Source organism: Mesorhizobium sp. CA10, from assembly GCF_020165285.1.
In the GTDB taxonomy this organism is placed as follows: domain Bacteria; phylum Pseudomonadota; class Alphaproteobacteria; order Rhizobiales; family Rhizobiaceae; genus Mesorhizobium.
This window is the reverse complement of record NZ_JAIUHV010000009.1, coordinates 153,316-165,713: the sequence shown is the minus strand read 5'-3', so window position 1 is coordinate 165,713 and position 12,398 is coordinate 153,316. Positions and strand designations below refer to the sequence as shown.

Annotated in this window: 11 protein-coding genes; 10 read left to right on the top strand and 1 reads right to left on the bottom strand. The window is 63.9% G+C overall.

Features of this window, described 5'->3' with window-relative positions; genetic code table 11:
• Window positions 1–149 precede the first annotated feature (149 nt).
• From pstS to phoB, 6 genes are all read left to right on the top strand, one after another.
• Window positions 150–1,208 carry a phosphate ABC transporter substrate-binding protein PstS gene (pstS, locus tag LB535_RS19770; RefSeq protein ID WP_224633387.1) on the top strand — a complete coding sequence of 353 codons (1,059 nt, stop codon included), beginning with the start codon at window positions 150–152 and terminating at the stop codon, window positions 1,206–1,208.
• Between the two features lie 64 nt (window positions 1,209–1,272).
• On the top strand, window positions 1,273–2,259 hold the full coding sequence (gene pstC, locus LB535_RS19765; RefSeq protein WP_224633386.1) for a phosphate ABC transporter permease subunit PstC: 987 nt from the start codon (window positions 1,273–1,275) through the stop codon (window positions 2,257–2,259).
• Between the two features lie 3 nt (window positions 2,260–2,262).
• The gene (gene pstA / locus LB535_RS19760; RefSeq protein WP_224633385.1) at window positions 2,263–3,114 is read left to right on the top strand and encodes a phosphate ABC transporter permease PstA; all 852 of its coding nucleotides are present in this window, start codon (window positions 2,263–2,265) and stop codon (window positions 3,112–3,114) included.
• The gene (gene pstB / locus LB535_RS19755; RefSeq protein ID WP_095767369.1) at window positions 3,111–3,914 is read left to right on the top strand and encodes a phosphate ABC transporter ATP-binding protein PstB; all 804 of its coding nucleotides are present in this window, start codon (window positions 3,111–3,113) and stop codon (window positions 3,912–3,914) included. Before pstA ends, pstB begins: the two co-directional genes overlap by 4 nt.
• 20 nt (window positions 3,915–3,934) lie before the next feature.
• Window positions 3,935–4,642, top strand: a complete 708-nt coding sequence (gene phoU / locus LB535_RS19750; protein ID WP_095767370.1) for a phosphate signaling complex protein PhoU — start codon at window positions 3,935–3,937, stop codon at window positions 4,640–4,642.
• 16 nt (window positions 4,643–4,658) lie between these two features.
• Window positions 4,659–5,348 carry a phosphate regulon transcriptional regulator PhoB gene (phoB, locus tag LB535_RS19745; protein WP_010911896.1) on the top strand — a complete coding sequence of 230 codons (690 nt, stop codon included), beginning with the start codon at window positions 4,659–4,661 and terminating at the stop codon, window positions 5,346–5,348.
• A 321-nt stretch (window positions 5,349–5,669) separates the two neighbouring features.
• Here phoB and LB535_RS19740 read toward each other — a convergent pair whose 3' ends face one another.
• On the bottom strand, window positions 5,670–6,911 hold the full coding sequence (locus LB535_RS19740; protein WP_224633384.1) for an ROK family protein: 1,242 nt from the start codon (window positions 6,909–6,911) through the stop codon (window positions 5,670–5,672).
• A gap of 269 nt (window positions 6,912–7,180) precedes the next feature.
• Here LB535_RS19740 and xylF point away from each other — a divergent pair, with 269 nt between their 5' ends.
• The 4 genes from xylF (at window position 7,181) to LB535_RS19720 (ending at window position 12,378) form a co-directional block, all read left to right on the top strand.
• A complete protein-coding gene (gene xylF, locus LB535_RS19735) occupies window positions 7,181–8,221 on the top strand; it encodes a D-xylose ABC transporter substrate-binding protein (RefSeq protein WP_224633383.1) in 1,041 nt (346 codons plus the stop codon).
• A 232-nt stretch (window positions 8,222–8,453) separates the two neighbouring features.
• Entirely contained in the window at window positions 8,454–9,806 is a 1,353-nt protein-coding gene (locus LB535_RS19730; protein WP_224633382.1) for a sugar ABC transporter permease, read from the top strand.
• A gap of 16 nt (window positions 9,807–9,822) precedes the next feature.
• Window positions 9,823–10,623, top strand: coding sequence for an ATP-binding cassette domain-containing protein (locus tag LB535_RS19725; protein WP_224527162.1), 801 nt, complete (start codon window positions 9,823–9,825; stop codon window positions 10,621–10,623).
• 132 nt (window positions 10,624–10,755) lie between these two features.
• On the top strand, window positions 10,756–12,378 hold the full coding sequence (locus LB535_RS19720; RefSeq protein ID WP_140847049.1) for a CHASE domain-containing protein: 1,623 nt from the start codon (window positions 10,756–10,758) through the stop codon (window positions 12,376–12,378).
• The last annotated feature ends 20 nt before the right edge of the window (window positions 12,379–12,398 follow it).

Genomic DNA, 12,398 nt, shown 5'->3' with positions numbered 1-12,398 from the left:
GCCGCGGAACCCTTCCGTGCATCCCCGTTCAGGCGTTACCGGGCTGACACGAAACTGTCATGCGACTGTAATAATCGAGGACTATTGCGCTGACCGGGCGCCGATACAACGGGTGCCGAAAGACCATCTTCCGAACAGGAGCAGGCCACATGAGACATTTCATCCGCTCGGCGGCCGTTGCAATTGCAATGGCTGCGGCATCAACCCTTAGCATGGCCGCCGCGATGGCAGCCGACATTTCCGGCGCTGGCGCCACCTTCCCCTATCCGATCTACGCGAAGTGGGCCGACGCCTACAAGAAGGAGACCGGCATCGGTCTCAACTATCAGTCGATCGGCTCCGGCGGCGGCATCAAGCAAATCAAGGCCAAGACCGTGACCTTCGGCGCTTCGGACGCGCCGCTGAAAGGCGAGGATCTCAACTCCACCGGGCTCGCGCAGTTCCCGATGGTGATGGGCGGCATCGTTCCGGTCGTCAACCTCGAAGGCGTCAAGCCGGGCGAGCTGGTGCTCGACGGTCCGACGCTCGCCGACATCTTCGCCGGCAAGATCACCAACTGGAACGACGAAGCAATCAAGAAGCTCAACCCCGACGTCAAGCTGCCCGACCAGGCGATCGCCGTCGTCCACCGTTCGGACGGCTCGGGCACCACCTTCAACTTCAGCTACTACCTGGCCGACGTCAGCGCCGACTGGAAGTCGAAGGTCGGCGTCAACACCGCGCTCGAGTGGCCGGTGGGCATCGGCGCCAAGGGCAATGAAGGCGTTGCCAACAACGTGTCGCAGACCGGCGGCGCGATCGGCTATGTCGAATATGCCTATGCCAAGCAGAACAAGCTGACCTACACCGACTTGATCAACAAGGACGGCAAGAAGGTCGAGCCGACCGCCGCCGCGTTCTCGGCCGCTGCCGCCAATGCCGACTGGAACTCGCAGCCGGGCTACGGCGTCATCCTGGCCAACCAGGCCGGCGCCGAATCCTGGCCGATGACCTCGGCCACCTGGATCCTCGTCTACAAGAAGCCCGACGACGCCGCGGCGACGACCGAAGCGCTCAAGTTCTTCGCCTGGTCTTATGCCAAGGGCGACGAGCTGGCCGCCGGGCTGGACTATGTTCCGATGCCCGACGCGGTCGTGAAGAGCGTCGAGGAAATGTGGAGCAAGGACATCGTCGACGCGAACGGCAAGCCGCTCTACTCCGGCATGTAATTCCCGCAAAATAAGGAGGGCGTCTGCGGCGCCCTCCTGTCTCTTTCGAAATGCGAGGGGCTAAATGACAGCCGTTTCCGAAGCCGCGACATCGTCCGCCCTGCGGACCAGAGAAGCGACGGTGCGCCGCTTCGCCGTCACCGACATGGTTTTCCGGACGGCGACGCGCCTTTCCGCCATGCTCGTGCTCGTTTTGCTCGGCGGGGTCGCGATATCGCTGGTCGCCGGATCGTGGGAGGCGCTGTCGAAGTTCGGCTTCTCCTTCCTGACCACCGAATCCTGGAACCCGGTTACTGAGAATTTCGGCGCGCTTGCGCCCATCTACGGCACCATCGTCACCTCGGCCATCGCCATTCTCATCGCCGTGCCGATCGGCATCGGCATCGCCGTCTTCCTGACCGAGCTTTGCCCGCGCCCGCTCAGGCGTCCGATCGGCATCGCGGTCGAGCTGCTCGCCGGCATTCCCTCGATCATCTACGGCATCTGGGGCCTGTTCGTCTTCGCGCCGTTCCTGCAGACGACGGTCCAGCCCTTCATCATCTGGCTGTTCAAAGGCATCCCCGGCCTCGACAGCCTGTTTGCCGGTCCGCCCTACGGCATCGGCTTGCTGACCTCGTCGCTGATCCTCGCTATCATGGTGCTGCCTTTCATCACCTCGATCACCAAGGACGTATTCGACACGGTGCCGGCGGTGCTGAAGGAATCGGCCTACGGCATCGGCTGCACGACCTGGGAAGTGACCCGGCGCGTGACCATCCCCTATACCCGCGTCGGCATCATGGGCGGCGTCATGCTCGGCCTCGGCCGCGCGCTCGGCGAGACGATGGCCGTCACCTTCGTCATCGGCAACGCGCACCGCATCAGCGCCTCGCTGTTTGCGCCGGGCACGACGATCTCGGCGACCATCGCCAACGAATTCACCGAAGCCGATGGCAACCTCTATACATCCTCGCTGGTATCGCTCGGCCTGATCCTGTTCATCATCACCTTCATCATCCTCGCGCTCGCACGCTACATGCTGTTGCGCATCGATAGCCGCACGGGAGCCTGACCGATGTCGACTGCCGCATCGCTTCACCAAAGTCGCAAGCGCAAGAATGCCGTGATGATGACGCTGTGCGTCGTCGCGGCGGGCATCGGGCTGGCCTGGCTGGCGCTGATTCTCGGCGCCCTGCTCTACAAGGGGCTTTCCGGGGTGTCGCTTTCGGTATTCACAGAAATGACGCCGCCGCCCGGCGATGCCGGCGGCCTGCTCAATGCCATCTACGGCAGCATCGTCATGACGATCATCGGTATCATCGTCGGCACGCCGATCGGCGTGCTGGCCGGCACCTACATGGCCGAATACGGACGCTTCTCGAAGCTCACGACGGTGGTGCGCTTCATCAACGACATCCTCTTGTCGGCGCCGTCGATCATCATCGGCCTGTTCGTCTACGAGCTGATGGTCCGACCGATGGGGCACTTCTCGGCGATTGCCGGCGCGGTCGCGCTGTCGATCCTGGTGATCCCCGTCGTGGTGCGCACCACCGAGGACATGCTGAACCTTGTGCCCAACGCGCTGCGCGAAGCAGGCACCGCCATCGGAGCACCGCGCTGGGTGGTGATCCGCTCGGTTGCCTATCGCGCGGCGCTCTCCGGCATCGTCACCGGCATCCTTTTGGCGATCGCCCGCATCTCCGGCGAGACGGCGCCGCTTCTCTTCACCGCGCTCAACAACCAGTTCTGGTCGAGCAATCTCAATGCGCCGATGGCCAGCCTGCCGGTAACCATCTTCCAGTTCGCTCTCAGCCCTTACGAGGAATGGCAGCAACTGGCCTGGACGGGCGCTCTCATAATCACCCTGACGGTTCTCGGGCTGAGCATCATCGCCCGCAGCCTAACCGGACGCAGAGAGGACAGATGAAACCGATGTTGTCCACCGACCTGAACGCAGCCGACACGACCGTCGAGAAGGCCAAGATCGAGGTCAAGAACCTCAATTTCTACTATGGCCAGTCGAAGGCGCTGAAGGACATCAACCTGTCCCTGCCCGAGCGCAGCGTGACCGCATTCATCGGCCCGTCGGGCTGCGGGAAGTCGACGCTGCTGCGCGTGCTCAACCGCATCTACGAGCTCTATCCGAAACAGAGCGCCGAGGGCCAGGTGCTGCTCGACGGCAAGAACATCCTCGACCGCTCGCAGGACCTCAACCTGCTGCGCACCAAGATCGGCATGGTGTTCCAGAAGCCGACGCCGTTCCCGATGTCGATCTACGAGAACATCGCTTTCGGCGTCAGGCTCTATGAGAAGATCAGCAAGGCCGAGATGGACAGCCGCGTCGAGCAGGCGCTGAAGCGCGCAGCACTCTGGAACGAGGTCAAGGACAAGCTCAACGCCAGCGGCCTCAGCCTCTCGGGCGGCCAGCAGCAGCGCCTGTGCATCGCCCGTACCGTTGCGGTGAAGCCCGAGGTCATCCTGCTCGACGAGCCGGCCTCGGCGCTCGATCCGCTGTCGACCGCCAAGATCGAGGAACTGATCGACGAGCTGCAGGCCGACTACACGATCGTCATCGTCACCCACAACATGCAGCAGGCGGCGCGCGTGTCGCGGCAGACGGCGTTCATGTATCTGGGCGAGCTGGTGGAGTTCGACCGGACCGAGAAGATCTTCACCTCGCCCCGCGAAAAGCGCACGCAGGACTACATCACCGGCCGCTTCGGCTGAGCTCATACGAGGACATCATCATGGCCGAACATACCGTCGCTTCCTTCGACGAGGATCTGAGGCAGATCAGCCGGCTCATCAACGACATGGGCGATCTCGCCGCCTCCATGGTCGGCGCTTCGACCAAGGCCCTGCTTGAGACCGACAATGCCATGGCGCAGCGTGTCGTTTCCGACGATGCCATCATGGACGCGCGCCAGCGCGAGCTCGACGACCGCGCCATCACGCTGATCGCCAAGCGCCAGCCGATGGCCGACGACCTTCGCAACGTGGTCGGCTCGATCCGCATGGCGGGCGACCTCGAACGCATCGGCGATCTCGCCAAGAACATCGCCAAGCGCGTCGGTTCGGTCGGCGTCAGCGCCGCGCCGCGCGACCTCACGCACTCGATCGATTCCATGGCCCAGCTGGTGCTGATCCAGGTCCAAGCCGTGATCCAGGAATATACGGTGGGCGACGCCACGGCGCTGGCCAAGCTTCGCAACGACGACGAGCGCATCGACGTCAAATACACATCCGTCTTCCGGGAGCTCCTGACCTACATGATGGAAGACCCGCGCAACATCACCGCCTGCACGCATCTTCTGTTCTGCGCCAAGAATCTCGAGCGCATCGGCGACCATGTGACCAACATCGCCGAGAACGCCTATTATGTGCTGACCGGCACGCAATTGCCCGCGAATCGTCCCAAGCAGGACGAGACGACAATGTCGGCGCCGGCGGCCTGACGAAGGGTATCTGCCAATGATCGCGCCACGCATCATGGTGGTGGAGGACGAGGAGCCGCTTGGGGTGCTGCTCCGCTACAATCTCGAATCCGAGGGTTACCAGGTCGAAGTGGTGACCCGCGGCGACGAGGCCGAAATCCGCCTTCAGGAGAACGTTCCCGACCTGCTCGTGCTCGACTGGATGGTGCCGGCGGTTTCCGGCATCGAGCTCTGCCGGCGCCTCAGGATGCGGCCCGAGACCGAGCGGCTGCCGATCATCATGCTGACGGCGCGGGGCGAGGAAAGCGACCGTGTGCGCGGCCTCTCGACCGGCGCCGACGACTATCTGGTCAAGCCGTTCTCGACGCCGGAGTTCATGGCGCGCGTCAAGGCGCTGCTGCGCCGCGCCAAGCCGGAGGTGCTGTCCAGCGTGCTCAAGGTCGGCGACATCGTGCTCGACCGCGAGTCGCACCGCGTCTACCGCAAGAAGAGCGAGATCAGGCTCGGCCCGACCGAGTTCCGCCTGCTCGAATTCATGATGCGCCACCCCGGCCGCGTGTTCTCGCGCAGCCAGCTGCTCGACAATGTCTGGGGCGAGACGATCTATATCGACGAGCGCACCGTCGACGTGCATGTCGGCCGCCTGCGCAAAGCCGTCAACAACGGCCGCATGCCGGATGTCATCCGCACCATCCGTGGGGCGGGTTATGCGATCAGGGAAGATTAGGCTCAGGGCGCCGAAGTCCTGACGGGCCAAGCACTTCCAACATCCAAGCTGGTGGGCACCCGGGACGCTTGTGCTTCGTCATCCACGGGCGGAGCAAGGGGCGCAGCGACGCGCGCAGACCCGAGGATCCATTCCGTGATGTCGATGCGTTGCGACAGTCCAGAATTCTGTGCCGCTGCGCTCGACGCGTGAGGTAGCGGCATGGATTCCAGGGTCTCCGCGACGAAGCTTCGCTCCTGCTCCGCCCTGGAATGACGAAGCTGCGGGGCCTTCGCTAATTTCAAGCGTCTGCTGCTGTCCCCGGACCTCTTCAAGGCTGCCTCAGGCCACGTTCTTTCCCGTCCCCACTCTTGCTTGGCCTCCGGGCGCGAAAATCTCCTGGTCGACGAAGGTCAGCGCGCGCATGGCGCAGCCTTCGCGGATCAGCGGCAGTTCGTTCGGCTCGGTGTCGAAGGAGATCGATTCGGAGTGCTGGCCGCCGGCCGTCTGGGCGATCGCCTCGCGCAGCGCCGGCTCGATCAGGTCGAAGGCGGCCGCGCTGACGCCGACCATGGCGACAGGCGCCGGGTCGATGAGGGCGAACAGGCTGCCGAGACCGAAACCAAGCGCTTCGCCGGCCCGGCGATAAGCCTCCCGTTCGGGGCCGTCCCTCTCGCGCGCCTTCGCGGCAAGGGCCCGCATGTCGGCGTCGCCGACGTCGACCGGCTCGGCGTCCTCGCTCATTTTCATGGCGCTGCGCCAGATCGCGTAATTGCCGGCATAGGCCTCGACGCAGCCGCGGCGGCCGCAGCGGCAAAGCGCCCCGCCCGGGCGGTGGATCATGTGGCCGAACTCGCCGCCGGAGGAATGCGTGCCGGTGAACAGCGCACCCTTGAGCACGAGACCCATGCCGATGCCGTGCGACAACAGGATGGCGATGAAGTCGTCACGATAGCGCTCCGGGTCGCGCCATTGCAGCGCCACCGCCATCATGTTGCAGTCATTCTCCATGGTGGCGGAGATGCCGAATTCCTTCTCGAGAATGTCGGCGAAAGGAATGTCGGTCAGCGGCGTTATCGGCGACCACAGCATGGCGCGTGCATTAGAATCAGTGATGCCCTGAATGCCCATGGCGATGCGGGCGACGCTGCCAATGTCGAGGTCGGGATCCTGCAGCCGGCGCCGCACGATCGCCACGCATTCGCCGATCAGCTCGTCGCGGGGCATGACAAGCGTGTCCAGGCGCTGCTGCTCCTCGGCAACAACCTGGCCGGCATAATCGATCACGGCGACCGACAGGAAGTTCAGCGACAACACCACGGTCAGCACCGCGGCGGCTTCAGGGTTCAGCGCCAGGCCGATCTGCGGCCGGCCGCGCTTCAACGCCGTCGGCTCGCTGGCCTTGCTTTCGGTGAGAATGCCCTCTTGGATCAGGTCGGCGGAGATCGCCGAAATGGTCGAGTGGCTGAGCCCGGTGGTGGCGGCAATTTCGGTCCGTGATGGCTGACCGGCGCGGCGTACCGCCGAAATCACCATGGCGCGATTGCGCCGGCGCAAATCGTCATGGCGGATTCCGACCGACATCGTTTCGCACGTCCTCCCCGGTCATCGCGGCCTTGTGATAATGCCATGGCCTGTCGCTGACACGCTAGGGATTGTGGCAGAAGCCAGGGGCCATGTCATTATTTATTGCGGATGCCGAAAAAAATGCCTGAGCCCATCAAAACCCATCAGAATCTCGGTTGACAGCGCTGTTGTGCTGGACCACTATTTTTTTGAGGCTCGAAAAAAAAGCCTCTGTGCCGGCCTTCGGGCCAGTCTGGGTCGCGCCGCACGGGCGCAGGGAGGATATCATGAAGAAATTTGCAGCCGCCATTCTGGCGGGCGTTGCCATGTCGCTGACGCTGGCGTCCGTCGCCGAGGCGAAGGACAAGGTGATCGGCGTGTCGTGGTCGAATTTCCAGGAAGAGCGCTGGAAGACCGACGAAGCAGCGATGAAGGCCGCCATCGAGGCCGCGGGAGACAAGTATATCTCGGCCGACGCGCAGTCCAATCCGGGCAAGCAGCTGACCGACGTCGAAAGCCTGATCTCGCAGGGCGCCAACGCGCTGATCATCCTGGCGCAGGATGCCTCGGCGATCGGCCCGGCGGTGCAGAAGGCGCTCGATGAAGGAATCCCGGTCGTCGGCTACGACCGCCTGATTGAGAACAAGGACGTGTTCTACCTGACCTTCGACAACAAGGAAGTCGGGCGCATGCAGGCCCGCGAGGTGTTCAAGGCCAAGCCGGAAGGCAACTATGTCTTCATCAAGGGCTCGGGCTCCGATCCGAACGCCGACTTCCTGTTCGCGGGCTCCATGGAAGTCCTGAAGGACGCCATCGACAGCGGCAAGATCAAGAATGTCGGCGAGGCCTACACGGACGGCTGGCTGCCGGCCAACGCGCAGAAGAACATGGAGCAGTTCCTGACCGCCAACGACAACAAGGTCGACGCGGTCGTGGCTGCCAATGACGGCACCGCCGGCGGCGTCGTCGCGGCGCTGACGGCGCAGGGGCTGGCCGGCACCGTTCCGGTCTCGGGCCAGGACGGCGACCACGCGGCGCTCAACCGCATCGCGCTCGGCACGCAGACCGTGTCGGTGTGGAAAGACGCGCGCGAGCTCGGCAAGAACGCCGCCGAGATCGCCTCGCAGCTCGCCGACGGCAAGAAGATGGGCGACATCGCCGGCGCCAAGGACTTCACGACGCCCGGCGGCAACACCGTCAAGTCGCTGTTCCTGAAGCCGGTCGCGATCACCAAGGACAACCTCAACGTCGTCATCGACGCCGGTTGGATCAAGAAGGACGAGGTCTGCGCGGGCGTGCCCGCCGGCAGCGTCCAGGTCTGCAACTGAGCCTTGCCGACGTTCGATCAAAAATACCTGCGCCGCGGCCAGGAGCGGTTCAATGAACCGCTCCTGGTTTTTGTTGCCGCAATCCCGGACGGAAAACCGCTACGCACTTTTCCTGGGATTGCTCTAAAGCCGTGGCGTTTTCTCAAAAGATTTTGCCGTTCTGCCTCAGGCGGATAGCTTCTAGGCTGAGTTCCGGCATCCGCGCCAGACGGCAAGCCGGTGGGAGGAAATCATGACCGACACGACGTCTACCCAACCGGCGGACACCGCGCGCGCGTCGGAACTCGGCGCCGTCGCCCGATTCCTGAAGGCGACCGAGCTCGACACCCGCATGCTGGGCATGATCGGCGCGCTGCTCCTGATCTGGATCGGGCTGCATGTGATTTCCAGCCTGCGGCTTGGCGTCAACCCGCTCGACTTCGACAGCCGCACGTTCCTGACGCCGCGCAATCTCTGGAACCTGTCGGTTCAGTCTTCGGCCGTGGCGATCATGGCCTCCGGCATGGTGCTGGTCATCGTCATGCGCAACATCGACCTGTCGGTCGGGTCGGCCGAAGGGCTGATCGGCATGGTCATGGGCTTTGCCCAGGTGCATTTCCTAGTTCGCTTCGTCGGGCTTGAACTGGGAAATCCCTGGATCTGGGTTCTGGCGTTGCTCATCGGCCTGGCGCTCGGCCTCATCATCGGCGCCTTCCAGGGCTTCGTCATCGCCTATCTCGAAGTGCCGGCCTTCATCGTCACGCTGGGCGGATTGCTGGTATGGCGGGGCGCTGCCTGGTGGGTCACCAGCGGCCAGACCGTTGCGCCGCTCGACGCCACGTTCCAGTTGATGGGTGGCGGCCCGGCGGGCTCGATCGGCGCCAGATGGAGCTGGGCCGTCGGCATCGTCGCCTGCCTGGCGGTTATCTTCATGCATTTCAACGGCCGCGTGCAGCGCAAGCGCTTCCGCTTCCCCCTGCGTCCGGTCTGGGCCGAGACGCTGCTCGCCACGGTTACCTGCGCGGTCATCCTGGGCGCGGTGTGGCTCGCCAACTCCTATCCGTGGCCGGTCGGCATCGTGAACCGCTACGCCGCCGCCAACAACATCACCGTGCCCGAAGGCGGGCTGTTCATCGCGCACGGTATCGCCATTCCGGTCCTGATGGCGGTCGCCGTCGGCCTGATCATGACCTTCGTCACCAAGCGCACTAGATTCGGCCGCTACGTCTTTGCCATCGGCGGCAATCCGGAAGCCGCCAATCTTGCCGGCATCAACACGCGCTGGATCACCATGAAGGTGTTCATGATCATGGGCGTGCTGGCGACGATCGCGGCGGCGATCTCGTCGGCCAGGCAGAACTCCTCGACAAACGCGCTGGGGACGCTGGATGAACTGCTGGTCATCGCCGCAGCGGTCATCGGCGGCACGTCGCTCGCAGGCGGTTCCGGAACCGTGCTCGGTGCCATGCTGGGCGCATTGCTGATGCAGTCGCTGCAATCCGGCATGGTGCTGCTCGGCGTCGATTCACCGCTGCAGAGTATCGTCGTGGGCTACGTGCTGGTCGTCGCGGTGTGGCTCGACACTCTCTATCGCAAGCGCGTCTGATAGCAGGAGAAGGACCATGGCTGAAAAATCGTCTCCCGCCGGCGTTCCGCTGGTCGACATGCGCAACGTCTCGATCGCCTTCGGCGGCATCCGCGCCGTCGACGACGCATCCGTCGATCTTTTCCCCGGCGAAGTGATGGCGCTGCTCGGTCACAATGGCGCCGGCAAATCGACGCTGATCAAGATCCTGTCCGGCGCCTATAAGCGCGACAGCGGACAGATATTCATCAATGGCGAGGAGGCTTCGATCTCCAATCCGCGCGACGCCAAGAAATATGGCGTCGAGACGATCTATCAGACGCTGGCGCTGGCCGACAATGTCGATGCCGCAGCCAATCTCTTCCTCGGCCGCGAACTGATGACGGGTTGGGGCACGCTCGACGACGTCGCCATGGAAGCCGAGGCGCGCAAGGTGATGGGCCGGCTCAATCCGCGTTTCCAGCGCTTCAAGGAGCCGGTTATCAAGCTGTCGGGCGGACAGCGGCAGTCGGTGGCGATCGCGCGCGCGATCCTGTTTAACGCCCGTATCCTGATCATGGACGAGCCGACTGCGGCGCTCGGCCCGCAAGAGACGGCGCAGGTCGGCGAACTGGTCAAGCAGCTCAAGGCCGACGGCATCGGCATCTTCCTGATCAGCCACGACATCCACGACGTGTTCGAGCTCGCCGACCGCGTCTGCGTGATGAAGAACGGCCAGGTGGTTGGCACCGCGCGCACCACCGATGTTACCCAAGACGAGGTGCTTGGCATGATCATTTTGGGCAAATGCCCGCCAGGCGCCATTCCGGGCCCGGGGGCGCTGAAGATCGCAGCATGAAGTCGAACTGGTAGCCGGCTAATTAACGGCTGCGTGATGTACCAGCCGCGGTGATGGTTTGACCGCGCCATTGTGTTGGCGCCGAGACTTGCCCATAAAGATCGTCGACCGTCCACGGGCCGCATCCTTGATTTGAAGAAGCTCTTTCCGATCGTTGCCTTTGTCGCCGTCGCGCTGATCAGCCTGACCATGGCAGGGTTCGCCTATTTCGCGACGCAGGAGGCGGCGCGGATCAAGTTCGAGGGCACGGCCGACGACGCGCTCAACCGCATCGAGAGCCGCGTCGACCTGCATTTGTCGCTGCTGCGTTCGACGCAGGCGCTGTTCGATGCCCGCAACGGCGACATCTCGCGCGGCGAATTCAAGGCCTTCTTCACCGCCCTCGATATCGACGACAATTTCGCCGGGCTACGCGGCATCGGCTTCCTGAGGCTCGCCAAGACCGGCGACGAGGCGGCGGTGGAACGCGACATCCTGCACGATCATGGGTCGGCGCATCCGATCTATCCCGCCACGACGCAGCAATGGCGCACGCCCATCGTGCTGTTCGAGCCGCTCGCTGCCTCCAACCAGTCGATCATCGGCTTCGATATGTTCACCGAGCCGGTACGGCGCGCGGCGATCGAAACGGCGATGGCAGACGACCGGCAGCATGCGAGCGGTTTGGTCCAGCTCGGCCAGGGCGCCGGCGTGGCGCAGACCTTCACCGGGTTCCTGGTTTTCGTGCGACTGAACGTCGAAACCGCGCCCGAGGTGATCAATGCAAGCCGCTCCTCCACGTCCGGCTTTCTCTACGCTGCCTTCCGCGCGCAGGACTTGTTCCAGGTCGCGCTCAGCCGTTCTCCGCTGCTGCCGGTCAATGTCGAGGTCTATGACGGCAAGCCCGAGGACGGCAACCTTCTGTTCCGTTCGGAGGCGCCGCCGGCAGAACGCATCGGGGCGACGCTTCTGGCGCGTCGCGATATCGTTGTCGCGGGCCGGCCCTGGACCGTGCTGTTCAGGCCGACAAGCGCCTTCGAACCACCGTCCTCGCGCGCCATTCCGGTGATGCTCGGACTGTTCGGCCTTTTGCTTGCCGGCGCCATCGCGCTGGTGGCGCGTTACCAGGAGCGCGCCTACGAGGCGAAATCGGCGCTGCACGAGGCGACCGAGAAGAGCCTGCTGGAAAAGGATCTGATCCTGCAGGAGATGAAGCACCGCATCAAGAATTCGATCACCCGCGTGCTGGCGATCGCGCGACAGACGGCTTCGCAAGCCACCGACGTGAAGGAGTTTTCGGCTTCGTTCTCGGCGCGCCTGCAGGCCATGGCCGCATCGCAGGACATGCTGACCCGCTCGCGCTGGCAGAAGGCCGATCTTGGCGACCTGCTGCGCATCGAGCTCGGGCAGGTGTTCGGCAAGGACCTTCCCGACGGCGTGTTGTCAGGGCCGGAAGTGCTGCTGGACGAGACGACGACGCAGGCGCTAGGGCTGACCTTCCACGAACTTGCCACCAACGCGCTGAAATATGGCGAGGCCGGCAGTTCGGTGGGCGCCCTCAAGGTCGACTGGAGCGTCAACGGCCGCGGTCGCGAGCGGACGCTGGTTCTGAACTGGCGCGAGGCGGGTCAGAAGGAACTGGAAGCGCCAGTCAAGACCGGCTTCGGCACCAAATTGATAGATCTCAACGTCACGCGCGAATTGCGCGGCACCATCGCGCGCGACTACCACGCCGACGGCTTGAAGGTGGAAATCAGGATTCCGCTGGGCGCGTAAGGCAAAACGGCGACTTGAAT